The organism is Ruminococcus sp. Marseille-P6503, assembly GCF_900604945.1.
GTDB lineage: Bacteria > Bacillota > Clostridia > Oscillospirales > Ruminococcaceae > FB2012.
On sequence record NZ_UWPB01000002.1, the window covers coordinates 1,064,442 to 1,090,985 of the forward strand.

Consider the following 26,544-nt stretch of genomic DNA (forward strand, 5'->3'; position numbering starts at 1 on the left):
TGAATGTGGGTTATAATAAATGTAAATATTATATATTGAAAGTTGGGAATAAAATGAGAAAAACTAAGATCGTTTGCACTATAGGTCCTGCTACCGACGATGAAAACGTTATGCGTGAGCTTATGAAATCAGGAATGGACGTAGCCAGATTTAACTTCTCACATTCGGATCATGAAGTTCACAAAAAGCGTTTTGAGGTCGTGCGCAGACTGAGCGACGAGCTTGGCTTGAACGTTGCGACGCTTCTGGATACCAAGGGGCCGGAAATACGGCTGCGTGACTTTAAGGATCACAAGCCGGTCGTTATAAAAAGCGGAGAGGATTTTACGCTTACTACCAGAGATGTTGAAGGTACCGAGCAGATCGCTTCTATCACGTTCGAGCATCTTCCCAAGGACGTGAACGTAGGCTCTAAAATCCTTATAAACGACGGAGTTATAGAGCTTGCGGTAAAGTCGGTATCCGATACGGATATAGTGTGCGAAGTCATTCACGGCGGAAAGCTGTCGGATCATAAGGGAATAAACGTTCCCGGGGTCAAGCTTTCCATGCCTTATATATCAGACGCGGATATGGCGGATCTGGAATTCGGGGCAAAGATGGGCTTTGATTTTATCGCCGCTTCCTTTGTAAGGACCGGAGCGGACGTTATCTATCTTAGAAAATTTACCCAGAGCCTCGGTTGGTATAACCCGAGAATCATTGCTAAGATCGAAAATTCCGAGGGCGTTGAGAACATCGACGAAATCCTTGACGCCGCTGACGGAATTATGGTCGCCAGAGGGGATATGGGAGTTGAAATACCCTTTGAGAAAATACCCGCTATTCAGAAGGAGCTTATTCATAAGGCTTATAACGCGGGAAAGCAGGTTATAACGGCGACTCAGATGCTGGAGTCGATGATAACCAATCCGCGCCCTACCAGAGCCGAGATAACCGACGTTGCCAACGCTATTTACGACGGAACCTCCGCCATAATGCTTTCGGGTGAAACCGCGGCCGGAGCTTATCCGATGGAAGCGGTAAAAACTATGGCGCTTATTGCTGAAACGACCGAAAAGGACATCGACTATGTCGGTCGCTTTAAGAAGAGGGGAGATTCTCAGAGCTCTACAGTTACAGAGGCAATTTCCCATGCGACCGTTACAACTGCTCATGACCTGAAGGCGGCAGCTATTCTTACGGTAACAAAGGGCGGTACGACTGCAAGAATGCTTTCAAAATACCGTCCCGACTGTCCGATAATAGGTCTTACGACTGACGAGACCACCTGCCGTCAGATGAATATGTCATGGGGCATACGTCCGGGAATCATAGATGAGAAAACTAATACCGACGAGCTGATTGATCATGCAATTGATGTATCGCTTCAAAAGGGATACCTTAAACACGGCGATTTGGTAGTGGTTACGGCGGGAGTGCCTTTGGGAATGAGCGGAACAACAAATCTTATCAAGGTTGAAACCGTAAAATAATTAAAAGCTCCGGCGGAATTTTCAGATTCGGAAAATTCCGCCGGTTTAATTTTTGCACTCTTGTCAGGCTCGGATATAAAATCAATATGCAGGCATATATCAATCTGACAGGATATTTTGCCCATTCAGTCCAGCAGGCTTACCGCTTTCATTTTCTGCTCGCGCGACGGGTGAACATACCTTTGCATTGTAAAGCTGACATTTGAATGTCCGGCTAGCTCTGCGATTATTTTGGGGCTTACTCCCTTGTCGCTGAGCTTTGAGCAGAAGGTGTGACGGCAGCGGTGAAGAGTTATCTTTTTGTTTCCGGTAACACGCCGCAGACGCATATAGGTTTTTTTCAGACTTCCCGCGGAGATCGGACGTCCTTTGGAGGTGGAAAAAATATAGCCGTGCTCCATTCGGGGCTGGGTGTTGATAAGCCGTTCAGCCTGATGAGAAAGAAACACCTCGCGGATTCCGTTTTCCGTTTTTGAGCTGCGGATGTATATGAGATGATCCTTTACATTGTAGTCTGACCATTTTAAATTAAGCAGCTCGCAGCGGCGCAGTCCGGTGAAAAGCAGGAAAAGAACCGCGTCGCCCTGCTTGTCTTTCAGCGCGGCGTTTATCAGAGAGCTCTGCTCGCTTTCGCTGTAGGAAGCTATGCGGCGTTCATGAGCGTCATGGGGAATATCTGCCTTTGCAACCGGATTGTAAGCTATAATATTGTCCTGAACCGCCTGTTCAAAAACCTGAGAAAGCACCCGTTTGACAATTTTGATCGTATTTTTTGAATACCCAAGATTTTTAAGCGTTACAAAAGCGTCCTTTATCACTGTAATATCCGCTTCTTCTATAGCTGTATCGTGAAGCGCCATATCAGCATAGCCGATCGCATATCTGTAGTTTACAAGCGTGGAGGATCTTACTATTCCTTCCTTGTATTCCTTTAACCATGTCTGCGAATATTCCGTTATATTCATTAATAAGCTCCTTTCGTTTTTTGTGCATATAGTAGAATATCACATAACATAATAAATTTCAATAATAATTATCGTTTTGCGACAATTTCAACGGATTCAGTAAAAATATATTTAATATGTTTTTGAACAAAGTTTTTTTTTGTTTTTTTAAAAATGTGTAAACTGTACAAAAATCTCTTGAATTGTTTTATTAAAATGGTATAATATATATAGAATATAAGCTTGAAGTTGTTATTTAAAGAGTTGAAAGAGGAAACTGTTGTCAAACAGTGCATATAATATCCTGTGAACAGGCCGCAAGGCGCAGGTTTCACATTGGATATATAAATTGTCATGGTCGGCTTAGAGGAGTGAACGGAGCATGATCAAACTAAAGGGAAAATCGGTTTTAGGCGGGATAGTAAGCGGAAAAATCGTTTTTTACTCCAGAGCTGAAAGCGTAGTCGAGAAAAGAAAAATTGATAATCCCGACATAGAGCTTCAGAGATATGAATATGCAAAATCGTGCGCGCTTTCTCAGCTTAAGGAGCTTTATAATACGGCGGTCGGAGACGTGGGAAAAAACGACGCGGGGATTTTTCTGATACAGCAGATGCTGATTAACGATATAGATTTCAATAAAGCTGTCAGAGAGCTTATCATGCAGGAGCATTATAACGCCGATTACGCGGTCGCAAAGACGGCAAGGGATTTTTCACAGGTGTTCAGCGAAATGGATTCGGACTATATTAAGGAGCGTTCCGCCGATCTGAAGGATGTCTGCGACAGGCTGATAAGACATATTCAGAATAAATCGGAAAGCGGCTTCAACGTCTGCGATAAAGCTATAATCTGCGCGGACGACCTTGTTCCTTCTGAAACAGTGAGATTGGATAAATCCAAGGTGGCGGCGTTCTGCACCTGTTACGGTTCTTCAAATTCGCATACGGCTATTCTGGCGAGGACTATGAATATTCCGGCAATAATCGGAATAGGGAACGGCTTGCTTGAAAGCTATAACGGGTGCGAGGCGGTGGTAGACGGATACAGCGGAATACTTTACATAGAGCCTGATTCCCGGACGCGCGGGGAACTTGAGAAGAAGCGGGTCGATGAGGCTGAAAAGAAAGAGCTTCTGAAGTGCCTGAAGGGAAAAAGGAATATCACTCTCGACGGAACGGAGGTAAAGCTGTTTGCGAATATAGGCGGACTTTCGGATATAGACAGCGTAATAGAAAACGACGCCGGAGGAATAGGTCTGTTCAGAAGCGAGTTTCTGTATCTGGAAAACGATGATTTTCCTGACGAGGAGTATCAGTTCTATAATTACAGAAGAGTGCTGGAACAGATGGACGGAAAAAGGGTCATAATCCGTACAATGGATATCGGAGCAGATAAAAACATAAGCTATTTCGGACTTGAAAAGGAGCAGAATCCTGCGCTTGGACTGAGGTCCATAAGACTTTGTCTTGAACGCCCCGAAATGTTTAAAACTCAGCTGAGAGCGCTTCTGAGAGCGTCGGCATACGGCAGGCTGTCGATAATGCTGCCGATGATAACCGACGCCGAGGAAATACGGCGCACGAAGGCTTTGATAGAGGAAACAAAACGTCAGCTTGATTCCAGAAATCAGTCTTACAGCAACGATATTGAGCTTGGAGTAATGATAGAAACTCCCGCGGCGGCGATCATGAGCGACCGGCTTGCTCAGGAGGCGGATTTTTTCAGCATAGGCACCAACGATCTAGAACAGTATACTTTGGCTATGGACAGACATAATCTGCGTCTGGAAAGCTATGGACCTGATCACCATACCGCCTTGCTGAGGCTTATGAAAATTACCTGTGATAACGCCCACAGATATGGCAGGTGGGTCGGGATATGCGGAGAATTCGGCGGAGATATGTCGTTTACCGAGGTCTTTCTTGCTATTGGAATAGATGAAATTTCAGCTGCGCCGTCGTTGATCCTGCCGCTGAGAGACAAAATCAGAAAGCTTGACATAAGCGGAAGAGAGGAGATTCTGAGAAAATACGGCTGTGAAGATTAAATAAGCCGTTGAGCTGGCTGTGTGCTGCAAATAACCGCAGAATGAGATAAAATCATAAAAATTTTTATAAAACCTATTGACAAACTCAACAGGATAGTGTATAATTAATATCGTCGCTTGATGAGGCGATATTAATTCGGGAGCATAGCTCAGCTGGGAGAGCATCTGCCTTACAAGCAGAGGGTCACAGGTTCGAGCCCTGTTGTTCCCACCAAAAGCGAATGATTTTCATTCGCTTTAATGGCCTGGTAGTTCAGTTGGTTAGAACGCTAGCCTGTCACGCTAGAGGTCGTGGGTTCGAGCCCCATTCAGGTCGCCATTCATTTTTTTGTAACTGCTGCATATACTATATTAAAGCCTTGCTGCTGAGTGCTTTATGTATTTGCCTCTGTAGCTCAGTAGGTAGAGCAGGGGACTGAAAATCCCCGTGTCGATGGTTCGATTCCGTCCGGAGGCACCATCGGAATTATAAAAATGCGCGGATTTAGCTCATCTGGTAGAGCGCCACCTTGCCAAGGTGGAGGTAGCGAGTTCGAGCCTCGTAATCCGCTCCATATACGGCGCTATAGCCAAGTGGTAAGGCGTAGGTCTGCAACACCTTGATCCCCGGTTCAAATCCGGGTGGCGCCTCCAGTCCGTTCAGGACAAAGCGGTATCCGCTGTCACAGCAGTGACGGCGGATATTTTTGCGCCTTGAAGAGCAAAGCGGTTTTATATAAATAACGAACAGAAGGTCTGTTTTATCCGACGTAAAACAGACCTTCTGTTTTTTACTGATCGCGGTTTTACAGCCTTCCGCCGTTTTTTCGGTATTCCTCCGCTTTTTCATTTATTTTGAGAATAAGCGAATCAAGCCCTTCGGCGGAGTATTCCTCATGAAATTCGCATATGTATTCTTCCGGCTTGATAAGATCATAGCACTTTCTCCCGAGCCAGACGACTCCGTACAGCTCGTCTGCGCCGTTATTTTCCCTGTACATTATCCTATAGTTAAACTCCTGAAAAACGCTGCCGGTCCATATGTTTTTAAAATCAAAAAAAGTAAAGGTCGGCAGGTCAAGATAACCGTGAAGCATTTCATTTCCTCCGTTTCAGCCGCTGTATTCTGCTTTGACAGATCCATCAGACCTGTCAAATAAAGATGATTGTGCTTTTTAATTATTATATCATGGAATCATTTTTTTATCAAGCGTATTTCTGTTGTTTATCTGGAAAAGCGGATATGCAGAAATTACATATATTTTTTTTGCAAGGTCTTGAATTCAAGTGGAATACTAATTTAAAATCTTTTGAAAAGGAGCTTGAAAATGAAAAAAGTATTGTTGCTTGCTCTGGCTGCCGCTGCAGCTTTAACCTCCTGCGGTAAGTCAGAAAATATAGAGAACAGCAAATCTGTGCCTGAAGCAACATCCGAGGCGCTTGTTGAACCGATAATCATGGGAGCGCAGGCAGGCGCTGTGGATTTTTCATCGCTGTCTACCGAAAAGCACGGCTACGGTCAGGGCGTACTGCTTGACGAATCAAACCGTCCCACAGGAGCGCTTGATTTTAACAGCGCTTACGGAAAATACAACGCCAAAGCGATTACCGAGGACAAGGGAAAGATTTATCTTACCTTCGACCAGGGCTATGAAAACGGGTATACCTCGAAAATACTTGACACCCTAAAGGAGAAAAACGTTAAGGCAACGTTTTTTGTGCTTCAGGATTATGCCGAGAGAAATCCTGAGCTTATCAGACGTATGATTGACGAGGGGCATACTGTGGGAAATCATTCGGTAAGCCACTATTCCATGCCGTCGCTCAGCGCTGAAGAATGCCGCGAGGAGATCGAGGGGCTGCATAAGTATATTAAAGACGAGTTCGGCTATGAGATGACAGAATTCCGACCTCCAATGGGAGAGTTTTCCGAGCTTTCGCTTGCCGTTACTCAGGACTGCGGCTATGAAACGGTGCTTTGGAGCTATGCCTATGCCGACTGGGACGTTGACAATCAGCCCTCTGAGGAGGAGGCCTTCGGCAAGCTGACAGAAGCGGTTCACGACGGTGCGATCTACCTGCTTCACTCTGTATCGTCAACCAATACGGAAGTGCTTCCCGATTTTATCGACGCGGTCAGGGAAAAAGGGTATGAGTTCGGCTGAACCATTTTAAAGGTTTAAATGTTGTAAAGTGCGGAAATAAACAGTTTTCCGCACTTATTTTGTTTCTGATTTGTAATATATGACGTCTTGACATTTTGTTAATAATGTGTTATATTCAATTTATTAAGTTATGACAATTATCGTATTTTTTAAAGGAGGAGACACTATGCTGAAAAAATCTTTTTTAACCCCTGTGCTTTCCGGTGTTCTGGCGGTTGCTGTGGTAGGCTCCGGCGTGCTTTATTATTTTGACAGAAGCGGCGATAAGGGGAAAAATAATGAGAAATCAGGAGAAAACGGAATTTCAAGAGTATCTGACAATATCGGGGAAACTATTGATATCGCGGGCAAGGCTTTGAAGGGCGAGCTTGATTTTTCGTATGCCGCCGACGCCGAGCTTAAATTCGGAGAGGGCATTACCAATGATATCGGCTATGAGATCAAGCCGATAGGTATAAGCACGGCTACGAAGCAGAAGGGAAAGAAAACCGCTGCCGATATGTCGTTCAAGTATGATTCCAAGAATCTTATGTCGCTTAATACGGTTATCGACAATGAAACTCAGACGGTTTACATAAAATGTCCGGAGCTGAGCGATTCTTATCTCAGCGCTTCTGCTGACGATATCGACGACCTGATGGCGGAAAGCGGAATTTCAATGGACGATTATACTCTTGAATCTGCAACCGGCTCTCTGACCGCAATGTCTGTAGGCTCTGCCTCTGCTTCTTTGCTTGATGTTCTGGACGAGGTAGATTATGAGGCTTTGACCGCCGATCTGGAGGAATACTGCAAGCTCATTGAGGAAAATTGTCCTGAGGGCAAGGAAAACGGCAGCGTTTCAGGCGATATCAACGGTAATGCCTATGATTACAGCGTAAAGACCTATGAGATCACCGGTCAGGTCGTATACGATATGGTAGTTGATATGACCGAAAAGGCCAAGAGCGACGAATTCCTGAAGAACCTGTTTGTTAAAATGGGGGTAAGCGAGTCTGATTACGATGCTGCCGTAGGAAGTATCGCTCCTTCAATGGAATCTGTGGATATGGATGAGGTTCTGCTTTCGGTTGACGTTTATTTTGACGGCGATAATGCCGTAGGATTTGCCACCTCAGTTGATGATGAGCTTGATGTAAAAATGATCTCGATCGAGACAGACGAGGTTTATGCTGTTGACATGAATTTTACGGCTGACGGCGAAGGCTTTACGCTTAAGGGCGCCGCAAAGGAGCAGGACGGAAAGGTAAACGGAAAGTTTGATCTTAACGTTAGCGGCAGCGAAGAAATGGGAATGTCGCTGACAATGACGGATATTCAGGCTCAGGGAGAGCTGTTTTCCGGTTCAATAAAATGCGAATTATCTTACTCTGAGGAAGCATTTCTCATTGACGGTAAGGGGTATGATGATGAAGCTGGGGTTTCATATTCACCCAGCATTGAGCTGATTTCAAACAGCACTGCCGATAAGCTTGATCTTACTCTGAATGTTGAAGAAGGCGGAAAAAACTATTTTACCATGACGGTAACCGGACAGGAAACCGACGCTTCAGATATAACCGTTCCTTCTGATAATATATTCTCTCTTGACGAAGCGGGACTTGAGTCTTATGCTGCTACCTGCAAGACCGACGAGTTTTTGGCTGGTATCAAAGAGGCTTTGGGAGATGAGCTTTATAATGAGATCTTAGGCTCTGACGGTACCGTATATGACGATTATGACTATAACGATTATTATGATTACGAAATAGATTCCGATAATGAAGATGATTATTCGGCTAATGATTACGGTGAGCTTTATTACGATTATGACTATGATCTCAGCAAATGTGATATAAAGCTGAACGGCAAGGCTTTCAGCCTGCCTGCAAAGTTCTCCGAAGTACAGTCTGACGTTGTTGCTGACATAAAAACTATTGAGGCAAGCGACGGTTACTGGTTTGATTCGGAGGACTACAGTCTTTCTGTAAATGTATATAATACCGGAGATACTGAAATTGATGTTAAGGACGCCGATATAACGAGCATTGCCGATTATCAGGGAAACTGGCTCTCTATAGACGGGATAACTGCCGGAGATGCCGTTTCAGACCTTGAAAAGACTTATGACGGATTAAAGGTGAAAGATACCGATTATACGAACGTTGTGCTTGGTTCGGACGATATTTATTTTGTCTTTTGCATAGAAGAAGGCGTAATAAGCTATATTTCTTATTATGACGATACCGTATATCACAATTACTGATTTAGTCAGACAGAGATTTCAGTAAGTTTGAAATACCGTCCAAGAATATTGGACGGTATTTTTGTTGCATAAAGCTTAATGAAATATTGACAAACGAAAAGGGATATGCAATAATAAAAATATAAATTTTATGAAATTGAATCAATGCTTTGATAGCGCTTGATTATATAGATATTGAGAAAATCGGTTTTATTTGAGAGCTTATTTTTGCTTTACTGAAATGCCGACTGACATACTACTGGTTTTTCAGCTCAGAAGCTGGGCTGTGAACATAACGGAAAGGAGGATATGTCCGCATATGCGGGCATGGATATTTTAATGAAAGACTGTACTTTGGTTATTATGGCGGCGGGTTTGGGAAGCCGTTTCGGCGGGGGCATAAAACAGCTTGAGCCTGTAGGTCCTAACAATGAAATAATCATGGATTATTCGGTATACGACGCGGTCAAATCCGGCTTCAACAAGGTAGTATTTATTATCAGAAAGGATATTGAAGAGGCTTTCTGTAAAATGATAGGCGACAGGATCGCTGAATTTGTAAACGTTCAGTATGTTTTTCAGGAAACTTCAGACGTTCCGGAAAGATTCAGGAATAAGCGTAGAGTAAAGCCCTGGGGAACGGGACACGCGGTTTTATGCTGCAAGGGTGTGGTGAACGAGCCGTTTGCCGTTATTAATGCAGACGATTATTACGGGAAAGAGGCTTTTGCAAAGCTTCATGACTATCTTATCCATTGCAGCGATTCCGATATTCTTGAACTCAGCATGGCAGGCTTTATTCTTAAAAATACCCTAAGCGACAACGGATCAGTCACAAGGGGGATATGCAGGGTTGGCAAGGACGGCTGTCTTGAGGAGATAAAGGAGACCTATAATATAAGACGCGAAAACGGAAAGGTCATTGCAGGAAAGGACAACTGCCGGGAGATAGACGAGAACAGCTATGTTTCCATGAATATGTGGGGCTGTCCGCCGGAGTTTATTGACGTGCTGGAGTCGGAATTTATCAGGTTCCTTGATAAATACGGCGATGACCCGAAGGCTGAATTTCTGCTGCCAATGGTTATTGACAAGCTGCTGAAAAATAAAAAGGCAAGCTGCAGACTGCTTGAAAGCTGCGACAGGTGGTTTGGAGTAACGTACGCCGAGGACAAGCGGGCAGTCTGTGAATCCATAAGGAAGCTCGTTTCTGAAAAAGTATATCCGGAAAAGCTGTGGTAAACTAAGAACATTTTAAACGCGAAAGGCGCGTATCTGCCGCCGTTTACGCTTTACATAAAAATACATCGGATCTTTCGATATGATCCGATGTATTTTTTATTCAAACCGCTTTTCGGCAGAGGCAGCTTTATTTTCCGCTTGTGTTATTCCGCCTGCCGTACGGTTTCAGCTGTTTTCGCTTTCTATTTCCCTGATGATATTTTCCGTAACGGAATTGATTTTGTCAAAGTCCATGGAGGAGATATAGTATCTTTCTATCTCGTCATGTATTTCCTTCGCGGTTTTTATAGTTCTTACCGCTTCGTCCGTCAGGTCCTTGCAGGCCGCCTTGTTCATTTTAAGCCTTATCTTGCGCTGCGAAATCAGCTTTTTGTCATAGAATCGCGTAAGATTCAGAGGCTTTCCGGATTCAGCGTTATACTCGGTAACCGAGCTGCCGCTTACAAGGGCGACGCCAAGCTCCGGAATAAGCATATGCTCATAAGCCGTATTATTGAACATCTGATTAGGACAGATAGTAACGTCGTAGCCTCTTACCGCCGCCTCGTCGGCAAGAACGGAAATAAGGTAGTTTGAAACTGCAAAATAATCGTCGGACATATAGTAAATATCAAAATAGTCGTCAAGCGTTTCGGTAAAGGTGTAAAATCCGTATTCGGTAAGAGCCGTAAGCTGACGGAACTTTTTCAGTCCGGTTCCGCTTCCTTTTTTGCCGAGTATTTTTTTCTTGAAGCGTTCAATGAACGAGTCCAGCTTGTCGGATATTATACAATCAGAGCCTATCTGATATGTATCGGAGTAAATGTTTGAAACAGCGTTGGTGAAACGTTTGGCTCTTGCAAGCATTGATTTGTTTGCGGCAGTTACTTCAGAAATCATTTTGCCGTTTTCTTTAAGCATTTCTTCGTTCCAGTAATCTCCCAGATTGATTATTTTCTGAGATACTCCGGGAACCAGAGGATCGAAAACGTGAGGCGAGGTTCCGTCTACAATCGCAACCTTGGAGCTGCCTAGAACTACTGCGTCCAGCGAGTTGGGATCAGAGGAACAGTAATATCTTTCAACGTGCTCGGTTTTTTCAAAATAGTTTGCCGCTTTTTTCATAAGCGATGATTTTCCGGTTCCGGCGCCGCCTTTTAGAATGTAGGTAAACATATCGCTGTCCTCGATGACTTTTCCGAATTCAGTGGAAAATCCGTTGGAAGTCATCGCACCTAAAAAATAAACTTCTGACATATAAATCCCTCCAAAAATAATCTGATGATTTATATTATGTCAGAAGCTTGGTTTCTGTTAAGAAAATTTTCCAAAATGCCGTTTCAGCCTACTTTAATCTCAGTATCCAGTCAATTGCCAGCTTAGCCCATTCCGCCGCGACGGGCTGATAATGCCCTTCCCAGGTAGCGGTTGTTGCGTCGCAGAGCGCAAGACCATGACCGCCGTACTCGTAAATATGGCTTTCAAACGGTATATGATTTCTCGAAAGAGCCGACATATAAAACAGCGAGTTTTCTACCGGAACGCAGCCGTCGTCAGAGCAGTGCCACAGGAAGGTAGGCGGCGTGCCGCTGTGGACTCTGTTTTCAAGAGAAACAAGCTCTCTGAGTTTATCCGATCCTTCCTCGCCCAGAAGATTTACAATCGAACCCTCATGAGTGTACTTGGGGTCGCTTGTGAGCACAGGATAGCAAAGCATAGAGCCGTTTACCTTAATATCCTCCTTGCTGCAGCCAAGAGGCTTTGTAAGCAGCTCGCTGTCCCAGAAGTTGGCAAGCGTTCCCGCAAGATGTCCTCCCGCAGAAAAGCCGGCGACGACTATTTTATCGGGATCAATATCATATTTATCCGCGTTGGCGCGTATATGCCTTATAGCCGCGGCACATTCCAGCGCTGCCGTGGGAAATTTCTTTTTTACGCAGGAATACCTCAATACGAAAGAGTTGATGCCGGCGCCCAGAAATCTTAAGGCAACAGGCTCGGCTTCGCGTTCTGAGCAGTAGTCGTAACCGCCGCCGGGGCATATGAGAACCGCCCGACGCTTTCTTTTTCCCATTTCGTCGTTATATGTATTCGTATAGCAGTCAAGCGTCGGCGCACAGCCCTCGTCGCTCAGTCCCGCCGCGGAATAATCAACCTTGATCTCAATAGTTTCCATATTCAAAATATTGCACTCCTTAGAAAATTTACTCGGTCCGGCTGCCGGAATCGTCGGCGGAGGAATTATCAGCTGATGAGCTGTCATCGCTCTGTCCGCCGTCGTCTTCAGCAGATACAAGCTTTACGCATATGACATATCCGCTCATATTATCTCCCGATATTTCATATTCGTATTCCCCGTCGTTTTCATCAAGTGGTATCGGACAGTTAGTGTTTTTTTCGCTGCTCATCTCAGTGTAGTATATTGCGTAGCAGCTTCCTTCCGAGCTTTCAAAGCTGTACGGTTTTTCAAAGGTGTACTGTTTAACGAAATCAATATATTCCTCAAGGCAAAGACCGTTAAGGTGCATGATCTCGGCGTGGGGAATACCTACATACCTGAAATGATTAGCCAGCTGCTCGACTCTTGTAACGGACGCCTTATCCTGAGTGTATCTCTGCACGAACCCGTATTTCCAGCAGTTTTCAATTACCCAGGAATACCTGCCCGTTCCGTCAAAGGCGGGATACGTCCCTTCTTCTGCAAGATACAGCTGAAGATCTACGGCAAGCCCTGAATCGTGCTCATAGCAGGGCTTTTCTGTCTGAACGGAGCTTTCGTCTGCGCCGCTGCTTTCTTCGCCGGAATCAGAGCCTATATACATATCGTTCACCATTAAGGTCTTAAGACCTGTTTCGTCGTAAAAACCGCACAGAAGCGAGTTAAAGGCTCTCAGCATTTCTTTCCTGCCCATGACCTGAGTGCTGCTGGTAGAGCCTATCTGCGCTCCGGTCCCATCGAAAAGATAACCGTAAACGCCGTCAAGATCAGCCGGAGCTCCGCCTTCGTACTTATAAGTGGAATTAAGCAGGATAAGATTTCCGCTGCCTAAGGATTCGCTGTTTTTAACGCTAACATATTTATAATTTTTGGTCAGTTCGGGAGCTTTGAACACCTCAGACGATGTTTGCTTTGATGACGAAGCGTCGTTTTTCACAACAGAGCTTACGGAAGCGGCGGGCTTGTTTTTGGAATTGTCCGCAGATCCGGAGCTGCACGATGAGGAAAGCGCAAGAATACCGATCAGCAATATTGCCATAGCGGCGGCAATATTTTTATATTTATAATGCTTTACCGAAGTTTTACTGCCCATAATATTCAACCTTCCTTCCGAATATCATACAAGATTATTATAACATATTTTTTTCCGGCTGTGAACAATAATTTTTAAGCTTTTCCGTAATTCAACTTTTTGCACAAATAAATTGCCGCTTATTTTACGTTTTACACAAAATCCAGAATATAAAACGTTATCGAAAAGCAGTGCGGCACAATATATTGAGTTGTTTGTCTGAATATAAAATATCGGAAGCGCAAGAAAAAAGCCGTTACGAAGCCGGCGCAAAACAAAATGCCGGAAAAGTTCAAGATTTCTGCTGAATAATAAATGAAATCTGCCGCGTTAGGCGCTGAAGCGATTTTTAGCGCAGGCTTTACTCTTCAAGGTTTCTTATGTAGTGGAAAAGATATTGCTGGGCTATTCCTTCATATCCCTTTACACAATCCGGCAGACCCTCGGGATACCAGCGCTCCATGACGCGTTTTACCCATACGTCGACGGGAAACGCCTCAACGCGGTACATACCGAAAAGCAGAGCGCACTGCGCCACCTTAGGGCCGACGCCTTTTATCGTCATAAGCGCCGCTCTCGCTTCGTCTATCGGCATTGAGGAAACCGCGTCAAGGTTAAGCTCTCCGGAGTTGATTTTTGAAACGGCGTCGACAAGATATTTCGCTCTGAAGCCCGAACGCAGAAAAGCCAGACTCTCAGGAGTTTCGTCCTTCATCATTTCAGCTGAGGGATATCCGCTGTAATGCTCGCAGAGCCTGTTTATAATTCCTTTTATTCTCGGAATATTGTTGTTCTGTGATATTATAAACGATGAAAGCGCCTCCCATTTATCCTGACGGAGTATCCGTATTCCCCCGGCGTATGAGCAGGCTTTGGACATGGTTTCGTCTTCGGAAAAGCGCTTTTTAAGTTCGCCGTAATCTGTAGATAAGTCCAAATAATTGTACCATTTATCCAGAAAGTTCTGTTCCGACGTGTTCTTCAGCCTAAAAAGATTCTTGTCTCTGTCCTCGCAGCTTATAATAAGAGGAGTGTTGAGAAAATATCCGCTGTAGCAGTCCGTTCCGATTTTCTTCCATCGGAACGCCTGTCCGCAGTCCAGGGTTTCGTCCAGATCAAAATCCTTCTGTTCAAGCAGAATGTCGTTTCCGTCGATTTTATAGTCCATAAATTTCAAACCACCTCTTGAAAAATGCTTGTAAATTTATTATACTATGAATAACGGCGTTTTTCAATATGATTCCGCATAAAAAGCGGTACAATAAATTTAATGTTCGGAGGATTAGCATGAGAGAAAGTATTCTGACCATTCCGGTAAGCGAAATATTTGAGCCTAAGTGCGGCTGTCCCATATGCCGTATGCGGGATATGCTGGAGCAGCGTACTGTAGAGTATATTATGGGCGCGGCGATGATGGAGCCCGATGTGAGAATGGAAACAAACCGTTTAGGCTTTTGTAAAACCCACTTTGAACAGATGCGCGCCTGCAAGAACAGACTGTCGCTGGCGCTTATGCTGCAGTCTCATCTTCAGGATATCCAAAAGCATATTTTTAACCGTAAAAGCATATTTGAGGGTAAGACCGCGAAGCAGAAGAAGGTATCCGCTGTAAACAACGAATGCTTTGTGTGCTCCAAGATAGAGTGGGGTATGTCAAGGCTTATGGTAACTTTTTTTGAAATGTATTCCAAGGAAAAGGATTTTCGCACATTGTTTCAGGAGCAGGAAATGCTTTGCCTGCCCCATTACGATCTTCTGGTCGGAATGGCGGCGGAAAATGTGGAAAAGCGGTGGCAGAAGCAGTTTACGGACGACTGCGCGGCGCTGACAAAGAAATATCTTGACCTCCTTGAAAAGGACGTGTCGCACTATTGTAAGATGTACGACTACAGGAATACCGGCAAGGACGCCGACTGGGGAAATTCAAAGGATTCCATAGAGAGGTCGATAAAATTTCTTACCTCCAGATAATTACGTTTCGGTTACAAAGGTAACGCTTCAGTTTATTCGCCTGCCGCGAATAAAAGTACATTTTTATGTACAGCTTTTGAAAACGTGAGACTATTGCATACTTAAACGATTTTAAGACTGTTTTTTTGTACAGCTTAAATTGATTTTCGTAAGTTTCGTAAAAACAAATTAATAAAAGCGGTGAACCGCCGTAAAATTCAGATTAGCTGGAAGCGAAAAATACTGCGTTTTACTTTGTTAATATTTTGTCTGCATTTGTAACTGAATTTTATTCCATAAAATAGAAATTCGGCTGCGGATTTGTACGGTTTTTCAGACTGCAAAGCTTTTCAACATTAAGACAAGTCCATAAAAAGCCGTAGTTTTCAACGTTTTCAACAGGTTTATCAACACTTTTTAAGGCTGAATTTATGTTTTCAACAGAGTTTTCAACAAATATTTGAAAACTTGTGGTTTAAACTTAATTTTTGTGTCAATAATAGCTTTGTAATCCAAAAATATGTAAAATGGAGTGTTGATAAAAAATGCTGAGAGGTATTAATAAACAAATCATTGAAGTTAAATGCACAAATAATGAATACTTTGAAAAAATACTGTTATTTGTAAAGGGTGAAAAGTCAGATTTACCCAGTGAAATTCTTCGCGGTCAGGCTATGAACTGCTGCAGCGTCTTTACGTCAGTATATCCTAAAAGAAAACGCTGGAATTATACAAAAACCGCGGCGGTTGTTGTGCTGCTGTGCTTGCTTGGTTTGGCTGTCGGAATTACTGCTGCCGCTTTGCTGCTGTAGACGCTGTACGTCGGCAATCGGCTTGCGGCGACTTTTTTTCTCTTTATGCGGAATGGTTTTGTCAAAGTTTCAGGTGAATTTTTGTTCAAAATGTATAAAGTAAAATAAAAATCCTCAAATGCTATTGGCTTTTGAGGATTTTTGTGTTATAATTTACTTTGATATAATGTCTTTTGAAAGTTAAATATAATTTGTTCTTACAGGAAAGCAGTGTTATATGAATAAAAAAGAAAACAGCTTTGACAGAAAGCCTGACAGGCGTTTTAAAGGCAGAACCGCGGAATATTCCGGAGGACGCCGGTTTGACGGGGAAGGCAGTCTTATCGTAGGCAGAAATCCCGTTATAGAGGCTTTAAAAGCCGGCAAGCTTATTGATCTGATATTTGTCAGCTCGGAGGCGGGCGGGTCAATTTCGCTAATTTGCTCAATGGCGGGTGAAAAGGGAATACCTGTCAAGCAGGTGAACGAGCAGAAGCTTGACGGTATGTGCTCCGGCTCATCTCATCAGGGAGTTATCGCCGTAGGCGCCTGCGCCGAGTATGTAGAGATCGAGGATATTCTCAGAATTGCCGCCGAAAGGGGCGAGGATCCCTTTGTTATCATATGCGATGAAATAGAGGATCCGCATAATCTGGGAGCAATTATAAGAACGGCTGAGGCTGCCGGCGCGCATGGGATCATTATTCCCAAGAGGAGGAGCGCCTCGCTTAATCATACCGTGTTTAAGACTTCTGCCGGGGCGGCAAGCTGGCTGCCGGTGGCAAGGGTGGCAAATCTCGCGTCCGCTGTGGACAAGCTTAAGGAAAACGGCGTATGGATATACGGTACAGACGGCGGAGGAGAGGATTATAGCGGAGTCAGCATGACTGGTCCAGCAGGACTTGTAATAGGCTCCGAGGGCTTCGGAATGGGCAGGCTTTTAAAGGAAAAATGCGATTTTCTGCTGAAGCTTCCGATGGCGGGGAAAATTACATCTCTTAACGCTTCGGTAGCGGCGGGAATATTTATGTATGAAATTGTAAGACAGCGCAGAGCTGATCAGGTTAAAGATTAAGGAGTGAGGATTTTGGCTGATAAATTTTCATTGGAAGATATAGTGGCTGAGTATTCCAATAAATCCGCCGGAAGCGGAAATGAAAATGACGATATCAGTGTTGACGAAATAGTTGAAGAAACAAATGACGAAATTCTGCATACCTCCGGAGCGCCTTTGGCGGAAAGCGTAACGGAGAAGCGGGAAAGCATTTTTACCGCGAAGGAGAGTCAGGCTGCCGAGGGCAAAAATGCCGCGGTTCAGGCAAACGCGGTTATCCGTGACGAAGAGGTAAAGTCTTTTGAAAATCCTGCGAAAAAGCTTTTCGGCAGAAAGAGCGAGCAGGAAAGAGTCAATATCAAAGAGCTTGAGGCTTCGATAAGGGCGGAAAAGGAACGCAATATGAAACGCAGCGAGGAAAACGCTCAGGTTATTGAAAGCCTTATGAAGCTAAAAAAGGAGCGGGGAACGGTAAAGAAGAACGAGGATGTTTCTCCCGTAAGCCGTCCTAACGTCAGGGATATAGATATGGGGCTCACCGGAAAGATAATTCCCAAAACCGAGGAGTTTGATAAAGCTGCGGATATTCCTGATAACGCTACATATGAGGAAAAATCGGCGATACTTTCACAGAGAAGAAAGAAAAAAATCGACAGCTTCCGGCTTAAAACCGATGAGAGTGAAGCTGCGTCCGACAGCAGAAGCGGCAATACGGCTCAGAGGGAATTTGAAAGCTTTGACGAGGCTCCCGCCGTTCTCAGCGACATACTTCAGGTGAAAAACAATCTTGTAATGCGTATGTGCGTGCTGATGTTTACCGGCGTGTTCAGCCTTCTGATAACTCTTGCCAATGATTTTTCTCTGCCGCTGGTAAAAGTATTTGATAAAACTATGAGCCCGTCCGCGTATCTTTTCACCAACACTCTGATGGGGCTTATTTCCATAGCCGTTTCATATACCGTTCTGTCCGGCGGTCTGAAAAATCTGTTCAAGCGGAACGCGGACTGCGACAGCATTGCGGCTGTAGGCATACTGATATCTGTAGTATCAGGGATCATAACGCTTTTTGAGCCGTCTGTTGTGAGGGAAAATTTTTATCACGTTTATACCTCGGCGGGTATTCTGGGGCTTTTGTTCAACACGCTCGGAAAGCTTATGATAGTCAAGAGAACGGAACGCAATTTCCGTTTTGCCGCCGGAGATTACGAGCGCTACGCACTTGTCAGCGTTGACAACGAGGACGTAGCCGGCAAGCTTACAAAGGGCGCGCTCAATGATTTTCCTGAGCTTGCGGCAATGAGAAAGACGGAATTCGTAAAGGATTTTATGAAAAATTCCTATTCGTCGGATATATCAGATTCGTTTGCCAAGAAAACCGCTCCGTTCATACTGCTTGCCGGATTGGCGGTCGGATTGTTGTCGCTTATCTTTGAAAAGGGAGCGTCGGGAAGCGCTGAAAAGTTTTTCAATCTGCTTGCGGTAATGTCCGGTACAGTGTCAATGTGCTCGTCGCTGGCGCTTATGCTGGTGGTAAACGTTCCTATGGGCAGGGCGCAGAAAAAGTTTTTGCAGTATTCCGGCGTAATGCTCGGCTATTCCTCGGTTGAGGAATTTGCCGACACCAATTCCGTTCTGGTTGACGCGGAGCAGCTTTTTCCTAACGGCATGGTGGATTTTGTTAATCTCAAGCTTTTAAGCTCCGCAAGGATAGAGGACTGTATACTGATGGCGGCAAGTCTTGCCTGTCAGGCGGGAAGCGTTCTCAAGCCTACTTTTTATAAAATGCTAAGGGGAAAGACTGAAATGCTTTATCCCGTTGAAAGCTATATTTATGAGGACGGTCTGGGACTTTCCGGCTGGATCGAAAACAAGAGAGTGCTGCTGGGCACAAGAGAGCTGATGGAAAACCATTCGATAGAGGGTATACCGACCAAGGCGAAGGAAACCGAATACGCAAAGGGAAATATAGTGCTTTATCTGTCTGTGTCCGGCGTCGTAACTACTCTTTTTGTGGTCAGGGCAAACGCAAGCCTTTCTGTCACCAGATGGCTTCAGGAGCTTGAGAACGAGGGAATTATCGCCGTTGTAAGAACGGTTGACGGATTTATCAGCGTAAACTTCCTTTCCGAGCTTTTCGGAGTTATGCCGACCAGCATGAAGCTTCTGTCTTTCCGCTTCCACAAGGATTTTGAAAAGGAAACGGAATATGTGCCGGAGGTTTCGTCCTCGATTCTCTGCTCGGGACATTTTCCGTCCTTTGCAATGCTTATAACGGGAGCTAAAAAGCTGAAATTTATTTCCAGTCTTGGAGTCGCCGTACAGATGGGAGCGACTGTTCTGGGCGGTGTTCTCGCGCTTATAATGACTTTGCTGGGAGCGTTTTCACAGATCACGCCGTCGCTTGTTATCGGCTATAACATGGCGTTTGTGCTGCTGACGCTTATAATTCAGCATTTTAAGAGAATATAGCGCGTATGTCCCAAAAGACCTGAACGTCTTTGTAAGATAATATTACCGGCAGCAAGCCTGTGTTAATAATTTGAAAACATACAAAGCCAAAGAAGTCTGTTAGATATGTCAGGCTTCTTTGGCTTTTGTTAGTGAATATTGATTTTTAGTGTTACAGACGTACTTTTTCAGCGTTAGTTCGGAAAAAGCGCGTTTTTTATTTGGCGGTCTGAGCTTTTGCGGGATTCCTTCCGCTGTCTGTCCGCTGAAAAGCTTTTGAAAATATCCTGCCGCTGAAGGGAGGAAGGTTCAGCGATACAGTATATTTTCCGCTCGTTTGACTGCTTGTCAGCGTTGAGATTCGTTCAGGAGTTCTGCTTTCTCCGCTGTATATATCCCAGTCGCTGTTCAGCAGCTCGCTGAGCGAGCAGGGATTGTCAAAGCAAAGAGAGATTTTCTGCGGTATGTCTGAGAAATTAAAACAGCAAACGGTCGTTTCTTCTTTGCAGATACGTTCATAGGCGTACACGCATTGCTTCTCTCCGTTGGCTATAAGCCATCTGAAAGACGCCGCATTGTATTCGCCGTCGTACAGTGACGGACGGGAGGTATAAAGATCGCCCAGCTTTATCATGTATTTGCGGAAGCTGTCATGAAGAGGATATTTCAGCAGATCCCAGTCCTGCTCCCTAGCTTCGTCCCACTCGCGGAACTGAGCGATTTCGCCGCCCATAAAATTAAGCTTCTTGCCGGGGTGAGTAAAAACATACATATAAAAAGCGCGGGCCTGCCGGAATTTGTCCTCATAATCTCCCCACATTTTCTGGATTACGGCAGCCTTTCCGTGTACGTTTTCATCGTGTGAAAAGGGAAGAATGTACAGCTCATTATAAAAATACGCCATTGAAAAGGTAAGCTTATGATAGCATTGCGGACGCTGCGCAGGAGGGGTGCGGAAATAGTCAAGCGTGTCGTTCATAAAGCCCAAATCCCATTTATAGTCGAAGCCCAAGCCGCCGTATTCTGTCGGAGCGGTGATTTTAGGAAAAGATGTGGAATCCTCGGCTATAAGCATAGCGCTGGGGTGACGGCGTCTGAGTCCGCTGTTCATGGTTTTCAGAAAATCCACTGTATTGCCGTTTACTCCTCTGGCAGGATCCCCTTGCCAGTATATCGCTCTGCTTATAGCGTCCATGCGGAGTCCGTCAAAGTGATATTTTTCCAGCCAGTAATCCGCCGCAGATTGGATAAAGCAGCAGACCTCCCGACGAGAATGAATAAAGTTGCAGGTCCCCCATTCGCTTACGGAAACGTCGCTGCTGGGGTATTCGTAAAGACAGGTTCCGTCGTATTTTGCAAGGGCGTAGCCGTCCAGCGCGAAATGCACAGGAACAAAATCCATTATCACTCCTATTCCCGCGTTATGGCATTTATCCACCAGCTCCATAAGCTGAGCCGCTGTTCCGTAGCGCGAGGTAGGCGCGAAAAATCCTGTGTTCTGGTATCCCCATGAGCAGTCTGCGGGATGCTCGCTCAGAGGAAGAAATTCAATATGAGTAAAATGATTTTCTAAAGCGTATTCTATAAGCTTATCCGCGATCTTATCGTAGGTATACCAGCCGTTTTCGTTGTCAGGATCGGTTTTCCACGAGCCTAAATGAACCTCGTATATGCTCATGGGAAGGTCGTAGTTTTTGCCGCGGCTTGCAAGCCATTTATCATCAGTAAAGCTGTATTCGTCCAGATTCCTTGTAATTGACGCAAAGGCCGGACGAAGCTCCATGCCGAAGCCGTATGGGTCGCAGTGCTCCCGGCGCTCGCCATTGGAGGAATAAATAACGTATTTGTACATCTGATTATAGTCCGCCTCATCGGAGCAAAGCTCAAAGACGTCTCCGTTTTTTGTCATAAACTCTTCCGTCCAGCCGTTAAATTCTCCTATAACTGCCGCCTTGGAAGCGGCGGGAGCAAAGGTTCTGAAAACCATTTTTCCGTTTTCTTTATGCGCGCCGAAATAATTATAGGCGTCAAAAACCTTTCCCATATAAAAATCATGCATATTCATAATATATCTTCACCTTCAGTATCACGGCTTCCGGAGATTTCCGTAAGCCGTCTTATTATTCTGATCAATTCGGCTGAATCCTTTTCTCCCAGCTGTTCCAGCAAACGATAGAGTTTTTTTGAAAGCCCGTCTTTTTTCTGCTGTGCATAGCGGCGTCCTTCTTCGGTTAGACTGACGATAACAACGCGCCTGTCAGAGTCGGAAATACGCCGTTTTACATAACCCTTTCTTTCGGCGGACTTTAAAGCGGCGGCAACCCGGGCGCTGGTCATATACAAGTTCCGGCACAGGTCGGACGGAGAAATATTGTCAGAACCGTTTGACGACAGATAATTCAGCATTTTAAGCTCGCCCTGAAAAAACTCGCTGAAATTTAAATCAGGTTTGCCGTAATATGAAATGCTCAGAACCTCAAACAACTGCCGCACCAGCTTGCTGTAATCCATAATAAATCACCGTTAAATCACTTAAAAATCAATATCTAACACTGTTAGATATTATATCATAAAATTATATTCAGTTCAATTGTCTTTTTGAATAAAACAACTGGCGTTTATTTGTATAATACGTTTATATTTGAAATGTCTGTCAGTATTACAAGTCGAAAAATGTCGCAAAAATACAAATTGTGCAAATTAACCAAATTAATTTGTAATTTTTCTACATACAAAAACAGCGTTTTTTGAAAATATTTATTGTAATTGCCGAGAAAATGTGCTATTATATACATAAATTTATATTATGCTTTAAGTAAAATAAAAATATGATGTGTATTATCATTATTTTTTGCTTTTGCTTAAATCATAAATGACAAAGAAAAACAGATAATGATAATTTAGGGAAACAACAAAATATATGATTTGAAAGGAGGAGGTAGAATGAGGTATAAACTGATTTTTCAGCTTGAGGATAATGTACTTACAGTTAATTATCGGGAGTGTTTGATAAGCTTTTTGAAAAGCGCTCTCAAACAGTACAGCGGCGGAAGTTTTTATAAAGAGTTTTACGGCGAATGTAAGCAGAAAAGCTTTTCTTTTGCTGTAAAGCTTCCAAGGTGCAGCTTTGTCAAAGACAAAATTCTGCTTGACGGAATGACTGTGGAGATGTATCTTTCGTCTTATGATCTTTCCGATATGGTAATTCTGTATAATGCGCTGAACGGCCAGAGGTACAAGGAATTTCCGCTGCCTATGAACAATAAGCTTACGCTGAAGAATATTTTTATGGAGCATGAAAAGGATGTGCGCGCGGGTGAGATGATTTGCCAGACGGCAATGCCTTTGGCGGTTCGGGATCACGACCGCAGTACCAATAAGGATAAATATTATCTGCCTGATGATGAAAGGTTTCTGCCTAAGCTTAAGGAAATCGTTTTGTGCCAGCTGGATTCAGCCGGATTTGACAGATCGCTGCTTGAAGGCTTCGATTTTGCAATGCCGGAGTACAAAAAGTCGGTGGTGAAATTCAAAGATACCTATGTAACCGGTGCGCTGGGCTTATTCTGCATGAAAGGTTGTCCGGAGTTGATCAGGTATCTTTATCAGGCGGGGGTGGGCTCAAGACGTTCTGAAGGATTTGGGTACTTTAACATTGTGAAATGATAGGAGGCGATAAATTGAATTTTACGGTTTATCTCAACGATGCATTATTTAATGCGGGAATGCTTGGATTTCACAGGATTCTTAAAAATTCAAAGTTGGATTTCAAGATAGTGGATTACGATGGAAACGAATCTAAGAACGGAACAGGTTTAAGCTTCGACGACAGTATATATGAAAATTTTGCTGAATGTTACCTGGAGGGATTGAAATATTTCCTTGGAAAAGACGCTGCTTTTTCCAAGCTTGTGGCTTTCAGGGATAGGCTTGAAAATCTCGATAAAACAAATCAGGACAAGTTTATCAGTGCTGTTGCTGACGCCAAAGAATTGGTTGTAAAGAAAATGAGCAGCGCTTCCTATAAATCTGCGTATGAAATAATACGCGGCAGGGGAGAGAGCTACGATTTTCTGACGTCGCTCGCAAGAATAAAAGAGACGAAAGAGCCGGAGAAGCTCAGAGATGAAATGATTGCCGCCATAGATAAAATGTCGGAATATAAAGACGTTTTTATTATAAAGGATATTATTTATACGCAGGTACAGTATTACTGGGGCGGAATAAGCTTTCTTCATAAGACCCAGAATAAGAGCGAATATGTCAAAGCGTATGAAGATACTTTTGTAAAGCCTCTGCGGACTTATGTAAAAGCCGTTAAAGAAGGGAAAAGGCGTAAGGTCGAACTGAGTTGCTGTCAGTGCGGCTGTAGTTTGATGGGAAAAGATAGTTTTAATATGGCCTGGATCAATAATCAGGGTGTTGATATGAATAAAAAAACAAGTCCTTATTGGAATTTCAAGCCCGATTTGGTTTTGTGTCCTGTCTGTAGTATAATCTATAGCTGTATTCCTCTGGGATTCTCCGCATATAAAGACGAGGGTTATTTTATTAATAAAAACAGCAGCATAAACGATCTTGAATCGGTCAATAACTTTAATTTGAACGATTTTGACGGGAACCAAGGATATTATGCGGTAATCAGAAAATTCATTGATAAAAAGGAACAGCAAGCGGCTGAAAATGAAATTCAGAATATTCAGGTTTTGCGGAGAAAAGGAGAAACGCTCAGTCGGAATATTTTATCGAAGGATGTTCTGGCAGGTATTAAGGAATGTCAGGGTGAACTGGAGAACCTTATTAATCGCAGTTTTAAAAAAAACAATGAGTATTTAAATCTTTTTGACGAAGCTTTAAGACGCATAATGAATCATGAGAATATGTATGGCTTGATGTATGATAACAGCAGCTATCTTTTCAATGAAAATAAGACGCCGGTGCCGGTCAGGACAATAAACGGAAGAAGCTATTCTTATTTGCTGTCGTTAAGCAGGATACAAATAAGGATTCATAGAAAGGGTGATATAAATATGGCAGAAAATTTAGTTGATAACGGATTCAGAGACGGTAAAAGTCTGAGAATGGCTATGATAGGTCCAGACAGGAATGAGAACAAAATAAGGAGTCTTTCATACAGGCTTATCAATGCTCTCAAGGGAAGAAACAAGCAGATTTTTCTTGACTGCCTAATGCGTCAGTACCAGTCTGAGGGAAAATCAATGCCGGCGGACTTCTGCAATGTTATCAAATATGAAGACAGATTTCTGGATTACGGCTATGCTTTTGTAAGCGGGCTGAACAGCTTTAATGAAAAATCAGAGGAGGAAAAAACAAATGAATAAAGGACTTACGTTAAGCGTAATCGTAGAGGCTAACAGCGCTAATTACGGAGAAGCAATGGGAAATATAGCGTCGCTTAAAAAAATAAGCAGAGCAGGCGGCGACGGATATACATATATTTCCCGTCAGGCGCTCAGATATAATATCGTCAGTCAGCTTGGCTGGGACAAAACTCCTATAGAGCCGAGCGGTTCTGGTGATAAAACGGTTATTCAGTTTGCTCCCGATACATCTATAGCTGATTATCCTGAGATCGATCTCTTCGGCTATATGAAAACTCTAAAAGGAAACAATGCTTTGACTAGAAACGCCGCTGCAAGATTAAGCAACGCTGTTTCGCTTGAGCCGTTTTCTTCCGATCTTGACTTTCTGACCAATATGGGTCTTGCCCAAAGAAAGGAAGGAGTCAATAACTCTATTGCTCAGAGCGAGATTCACAAATCTTTCTATGCCTATACTCTGACGGTAGACCTTAACAGGGTCGGCGTCGATGATAAAATGGATGTAGAGATTTCTCAGGAGGAGAAAGCTGAAAGGGTATGCCAGCTGTTAAAGGCGGTACAGTATCTTTACCGAGATATAAGGGGCAGAAGCGAAAATCTTTCTCCCGTATTTGCAATAGGAGGACTTTACAGCAGGAAAACTCCTTTCTTTGAGAATCGGCTGAAACTGCGTGGACAGTCGCTCAATCTGGATACCATCATAGACACTAAAAACGGTATTGGAGAGGACGGAACTATTGCAGGCTATGTAAGCGGAGTGTTTAAAAACGACGCAGCTATCAAGGAAAATCTTGAAACAATATCAATATCCGAAATGTTTGACAGGCTGTCGCGGCAGGTTAAGGAGTATTATAATGAAAGCAATAAGGCTTAAGGCGTATCAGCAAACCGCTAACTACCGTATGCCCACCAGTCTTATAATCAGGGAAAGCTATCCGCTGCCTCCTTACTCCACCGTTATAGGCATGATTCACAGCGCCTGCGGATATAAGGATTATGTTCCGATGAAGCTATCGGTTGCCGGAAGATACTATTCCTCGGTAAGCGACGCTTATACGAAATATGAGTTCGGAAATATGAAATATGAAGCAGGTCGTCATCAGCTCAGCGTGGAGTCCGGCGGCAAGCTGGTGGGAATAAACAGAGGTCTTGGTCAGGTTCAGCTGCTTGTTGACATGGAGCTGCTGATACATATTATACCCGAGGACGAAAGCAGGCTGGAGGAAATAAAAAACGGACTGCTTTATCCGGAAAACTATTTATCGCTTGGCAGACATGAGGATCTGCTGAGGGTGGACGAGGCAGAGATAACTGAGCTGAACGAGGTTATGCTTGACAATAACCTCACGCTTCAGTATGATATGTATGTGCCGGTGGAGGTAAAACAGTCCCTTGGAACCGATCTGGAGGATTGGAATGCTTCAAGATACAGGCTCAGCAAGGTATTTGAAGTAAATGCTTCCGGCTTCCGCCGCTGGATCAAGAAGGTAGAATGTATTCATATGTCTAAAAACAACCTTATAGCGGAGGACGCTGAAATTCTGACCGACAATATAAATGGAAATATATTACCGGTTTTTCCGGCATAAAACTCAGAGCTGCCGTAAAAAC

General features: G+C 43.9%; 21 protein-coding genes and 5 tRNA genes. 18 read left to right on the top strand and 8 right to left on the bottom strand.

The annotated features are described in order from the left end of the window. Nucleotides 1–53 precede the first annotated feature (53 nt). The gene (pyk, locus tag EIH25_RS11080; RefSeq protein ID WP_124101099.1) at nucleotides 54–1,475 is read left to right on the top strand and encodes a pyruvate kinase; all 1,422 of its coding nucleotides are present in this window, start codon (nucleotides 54–56) and stop codon (nucleotides 1,473–1,475) included. A 125-nt stretch (nucleotides 1,476–1,600) separates the two neighbouring features. On the opposite strand, the gene EIH25_RS11085 is transcribed toward pyk, so the two are convergent. Continuing rightward, nucleotides 1,601–2,440: a site-specific integrase gene (locus EIH25_RS11085; protein ID WP_124101100.1), complete on the bottom strand. Its 840-nt coding sequence runs from the start codon at nucleotides 2,438–2,440 to the stop codon at nucleotides 1,601–1,603. A 361-nt stretch (nucleotides 2,441–2,801) separates the two neighbouring features. Between EIH25_RS11085 and ptsP the strand changes: the two genes are divergently transcribed. From ptsP to EIH25_RS11115, 6 genes are all read left to right on the top strand, one after another. Continuing rightward, the gene (gene ptsP, locus EIH25_RS11090) at nucleotides 2,802–4,469 is read left to right on the top strand and encodes a phosphoenolpyruvate--protein phosphotransferase (RefSeq protein ID WP_124101101.1); all 1,668 of its coding nucleotides are present in this window, start codon (nucleotides 2,802–2,804) and stop codon (nucleotides 4,467–4,469) included. A 138-nt stretch (nucleotides 4,470–4,607) separates the two neighbouring features. Continuing rightward, nucleotides 4,608–4,683 (top strand) — tRNA-Val (locus tag EIH25_RS11095). A gap of 28 nt (nucleotides 4,684–4,711) precedes the next feature. Beyond that, nucleotides 4,712–4,788 (top strand) — tRNA-Asp (locus EIH25_RS11100). A 65-nt stretch (nucleotides 4,789–4,853) separates the two neighbouring features. Beyond that, a tRNA-Phe gene (locus tag EIH25_RS11105) sits at nucleotides 4,854–4,929 on the top strand. Nucleotides 4,930–4,947: 18 nt separating this feature from the next. After that, nucleotides 4,948–5,023: transfer RNA gene (locus EIH25_RS11110), tRNA-Gly, on the top strand. Nucleotides 5,024–5,028: 5 nt separating this feature from the next. Beyond that, nucleotides 5,029–5,102, top strand: a tRNA-Cys gene (locus EIH25_RS11115). A 152-nt stretch (nucleotides 5,103–5,254) separates the two neighbouring features. Here the strand turns inward: EIH25_RS11115 and EIH25_RS11120 are convergent. Then, on the bottom strand, nucleotides 5,255–5,545 hold the full coding sequence (locus EIH25_RS11120; RefSeq protein WP_124101102.1) for a hypothetical protein: 291 nt from the start codon (nucleotides 5,543–5,545) through the stop codon (nucleotides 5,255–5,257). A gap of 231 nt (nucleotides 5,546–5,776) precedes the next feature. Here EIH25_RS11120 and EIH25_RS11125 point away from each other — a divergent pair, with 231 nt between their 5' ends. The 3 genes from EIH25_RS11125 to EIH25_RS11135 all read left to right on the top strand — a co-directional run bounded on the left by EIH25_RS11125 (nucleotide 5,777) and on the right by EIH25_RS11135 (nucleotide 10,079). Further along, entirely contained in the window at nucleotides 5,777–6,613 is an 837-nt protein-coding gene (locus EIH25_RS11125) for a polysaccharide deacetylase family protein (protein WP_124101103.1), read from the top strand. A gap of 166 nt (nucleotides 6,614–6,779) precedes the next feature. After that, nucleotides 6,780–8,858, top strand: a complete 2,079-nt coding sequence (locus EIH25_RS11130) for a DUF6583 family protein (protein WP_124101104.1) — start codon at nucleotides 6,780–6,782, stop codon at nucleotides 8,856–8,858. 318 nt (nucleotides 8,859–9,176) lie between these two features. Further along, nucleotides 9,177–10,079 carry a sugar phosphate nucleotidyltransferase gene (locus EIH25_RS11135; RefSeq protein ID WP_124101342.1) on the top strand — a complete coding sequence of 301 codons (903 nt, stop codon included), beginning with the start codon at nucleotides 9,177–9,179 and terminating at the stop codon, nucleotides 10,077–10,079. 165 nt (nucleotides 10,080–10,244) lie between these two features. Here EIH25_RS11135 and EIH25_RS11140 read toward each other — a convergent pair whose 3' ends face one another. From EIH25_RS11140 to EIH25_RS11155, 4 genes are all read right to left on the bottom strand, one after another. After that, nucleotides 10,245–11,315 carry an ATPase gene (locus EIH25_RS11140; protein WP_124101105.1) on the bottom strand — a complete coding sequence of 357 codons (1,071 nt, stop codon included), beginning with the start codon at nucleotides 11,313–11,315 and terminating at the stop codon, nucleotides 10,245–10,247. Nucleotides 11,316–11,403: 88 nt separating this feature from the next. Continuing rightward, complete coding sequence (locus EIH25_RS11145) at nucleotides 11,404–12,234, bottom strand: alpha/beta hydrolase (RefSeq protein WP_243113183.1); 831 nt, start codon at nucleotides 12,232–12,234, stop codon at nucleotides 11,404–11,406. A gap of 28 nt (nucleotides 12,235–12,262) precedes the next feature. Continuing rightward, a complete protein-coding gene (locus tag EIH25_RS11150; protein WP_124101107.1) occupies nucleotides 12,263–13,369 on the bottom strand; it encodes a D-alanyl-D-alanine carboxypeptidase family protein in 1,107 nt (368 codons plus the stop codon). Between the two features lie 340 nt (nucleotides 13,370–13,709). Beyond that, on the bottom strand, nucleotides 13,710–14,516 hold the full coding sequence (locus EIH25_RS11155) for a DNA glycosylase (RefSeq protein WP_124101108.1): 807 nt from the start codon (nucleotides 14,514–14,516) through the stop codon (nucleotides 13,710–13,712). Nucleotides 14,517–14,635: 119 nt separating this feature from the next. Here EIH25_RS11155 and EIH25_RS11160 point away from each other — a divergent pair, with 119 nt between their 5' ends. The 4 genes from EIH25_RS11160 to EIH25_RS11175 all read left to right on the top strand — a co-directional run bounded on the left by EIH25_RS11160 (nucleotide 14,636) and on the right by EIH25_RS11175 (nucleotide 19,612). After that, nucleotides 14,636–15,319: a DUF6062 family protein gene (locus tag EIH25_RS11160; RefSeq protein ID WP_124101109.1), complete on the top strand. Its 684-nt coding sequence runs from the start codon at nucleotides 14,636–14,638 to the stop codon at nucleotides 15,317–15,319. Between the two features lie 524 nt (nucleotides 15,320–15,843). Beyond that, nucleotides 15,844–16,110: a hypothetical protein gene (locus EIH25_RS11165; protein ID WP_124101110.1), complete on the top strand. Its 267-nt coding sequence runs from the start codon at nucleotides 15,844–15,846 to the stop codon at nucleotides 16,108–16,110. Between the two features lie 217 nt (nucleotides 16,111–16,327). Next, on the top strand, nucleotides 16,328–17,164 hold the full coding sequence (gene rlmB, locus EIH25_RS11170; RefSeq protein WP_124101111.1) for a 23S rRNA (guanosine(2251)-2'-O)-methyltransferase RlmB: 837 nt from the start codon (nucleotides 16,328–16,330) through the stop codon (nucleotides 17,162–17,164). Between the two features lie 12 nt (nucleotides 17,165–17,176). Beyond that, a complete protein-coding gene (locus tag EIH25_RS11175) occupies nucleotides 17,177–19,612 on the top strand; it encodes a hypothetical protein (protein WP_124101112.1) in 2,436 nt (811 codons plus the stop codon). A 196-nt stretch (nucleotides 19,613–19,808) separates the two neighbouring features. On the opposite strand, the gene glgB is transcribed toward EIH25_RS11175, so the two are convergent. After that, nucleotides 19,809–21,656 carry a 1,4-alpha-glucan branching protein GlgB gene (glgB, locus tag EIH25_RS11180; protein WP_124101113.1) on the bottom strand — a complete coding sequence of 616 codons (1,848 nt, stop codon included), beginning with the start codon at nucleotides 21,654–21,656 and terminating at the stop codon, nucleotides 19,809–19,811. Then, nucleotides 21,653–22,102, bottom strand: a complete 450-nt coding sequence (locus EIH25_RS11185) for a MarR family transcriptional regulator (protein ID WP_124101114.1) — start codon at nucleotides 22,100–22,102, stop codon at nucleotides 21,653–21,655. Before EIH25_RS11185 ends, glgB begins: the two co-directional genes overlap by 4 nt. 432 nt (nucleotides 22,103–22,534) lie before the next feature. Here EIH25_RS11185 and cas6 point away from each other — a divergent pair, with 432 nt between their 5' ends. Genes cas6 through cas5 form a run of 4 tightly spaced genes read left to right on the top strand, consistent with a single transcriptional unit; the run spans nucleotide 22,535 to nucleotide 26,522 of the window. Beyond that, the gene (cas6, locus tag EIH25_RS11190) at nucleotides 22,535–23,257 is read left to right on the top strand and encodes a CRISPR-associated endoribonuclease Cas6 (RefSeq protein WP_124101115.1); all 723 of its coding nucleotides are present in this window, start codon (nucleotides 22,535–22,537) and stop codon (nucleotides 23,255–23,257) included. 14 nt (nucleotides 23,258–23,271) lie between these two features. Next, nucleotides 23,272–24,933, top strand: a complete 1,662-nt coding sequence (gene cas8a1, locus EIH25_RS11195; RefSeq protein ID WP_164489228.1) for a type I-B CRISPR-associated protein Cas8b1/Cst1 — start codon at nucleotides 23,272–23,274, stop codon at nucleotides 24,931–24,933. Next, nucleotides 24,926–25,807: a type I-B CRISPR-associated protein Cas7/Cst2/DevR gene (gene cas7i / locus EIH25_RS11200; RefSeq protein WP_206425709.1), complete on the top strand. Its 882-nt coding sequence runs from the start codon at nucleotides 24,926–24,928 to the stop codon at nucleotides 25,805–25,807. The genes cas8a1 and cas7i overlap by 8 nt, the downstream gene beginning before the upstream one ends. After that, complete coding sequence (gene cas5, locus EIH25_RS11205; RefSeq protein ID WP_124101118.1) at nucleotides 25,788–26,522, top strand: CRISPR-associated protein Cas5; 735 nt, start codon at nucleotides 25,788–25,790, stop codon at nucleotides 26,520–26,522. The genes cas7i and cas5 overlap by 20 nt, the downstream gene beginning before the upstream one ends. The last annotated feature ends 22 nt before the right edge of the window (nucleotides 26,523–26,544 follow it).

What these genes read in the sequence shown, in the direction of transcription:
- pyk (WP_124101099.1), top strand. Translation starts at nt 54, where the DNA reads ATGAGAAAAACTAAGATCGTTTGCACTATAGGTCCTGCTACCGACGAT.
- EIH25_RS11085 (WP_124101100.1), bottom strand. Translation starts at nt 2,440, where the DNA reads ATGAATATAACGGAATATTCGCAGACATGGTTAAAGGAATACAAGGAA.
- ptsP (WP_124101101.1), top strand. Translation starts at nt 2,802, where the DNA reads ATGATCAAACTAAAGGGAAAATCGGTTTTAGGCGGGATAGTAAGCGGA.
- EIH25_RS11120 (WP_124101102.1), bottom strand. Translation starts at nt 5,545, where the DNA reads ATGCTTCACGGTTATCTTGACCTGCCGACCTTTACTTTTTTTGATTTT.
- EIH25_RS11125 (WP_124101103.1), top strand. Translation starts at nt 5,777, where the DNA reads ATGAAAAAAGTATTGTTGCTTGCTCTGGCTGCCGCTGCAGCTTTAACC.
- EIH25_RS11130 (WP_124101104.1), top strand. Translation starts at nt 6,780, where the DNA reads ATGCTGAAAAAATCTTTTTTAACCCCTGTGCTTTCCGGTGTTCTGGCG.
- EIH25_RS11135 (WP_124101342.1), top strand. Translation starts at nt 9,177, where the DNA reads ATGAAAGACTGTACTTTGGTTATTATGGCGGCGGGTTTGGGAAGCCGT.
- EIH25_RS11140 (WP_124101105.1), bottom strand. Translation starts at nt 11,315, where the DNA reads ATGTCAGAAGTTTATTTTTTAGGTGCGATGACTTCCAACGGATTTTCC.
- EIH25_RS11145 (WP_243113183.1), bottom strand. Translation starts at nt 12,234, where the DNA reads ATGGAAACTATTGAGATCAAGGTTGATTATTCCGCGGCGGGACTGAGC.
- EIH25_RS11150 (WP_124101107.1), bottom strand. Translation starts at nt 13,369, where the DNA reads ATGGGCAGTAAAACTTCGGTAAAGCATTATAAATATAAAAATATTGCC.
- EIH25_RS11155 (WP_124101108.1), bottom strand. Translation starts at nt 14,516, where the DNA reads ATGGACTATAAAATCGACGGAAACGACATTCTGCTTGAACAGAAGGAT.
- EIH25_RS11160 (WP_124101109.1), top strand. Translation starts at nt 14,636, where the DNA reads ATGAGAGAAAGTATTCTGACCATTCCGGTAAGCGAAATATTTGAGCCT.
- EIH25_RS11165 (WP_124101110.1), top strand. Translation starts at nt 15,844, where the DNA reads ATGCTGAGAGGTATTAATAAACAAATCATTGAAGTTAAATGCACAAAT.
- rlmB (WP_124101111.1), top strand. Translation starts at nt 16,328, where the DNA reads ATGAATAAAAAAGAAAACAGCTTTGACAGAAAGCCTGACAGGCGTTTT.
- glgB (WP_124101113.1), bottom strand. Translation starts at nt 21,656, where the DNA reads ATGAATATGCATGATTTTTATATGGGAAAGGTTTTTGACGCCTATAAT.
- EIH25_RS11185 (WP_124101114.1), bottom strand. Translation starts at nt 22,102, where the DNA reads ATGGATTACAGCAAGCTGGTGCGGCAGTTGTTTGAGGTTCTGAGCATT.
- cas6 (WP_124101115.1), top strand. Translation starts at nt 22,535, where the DNA reads ATGAGGTATAAACTGATTTTTCAGCTTGAGGATAATGTACTTACAGTT.
- cas7i (WP_206425709.1), top strand. Translation starts at nt 24,926, where the DNA reads ATGAATAAAGGACTTACGTTAAGCGTAATCGTAGAGGCTAACAGCGCT.
- cas5 (WP_124101118.1), top strand. Translation starts at nt 25,788, where the DNA reads ATGAAAGCAATAAGGCTTAAGGCGTATCAGCAAACCGCTAACTACCGT.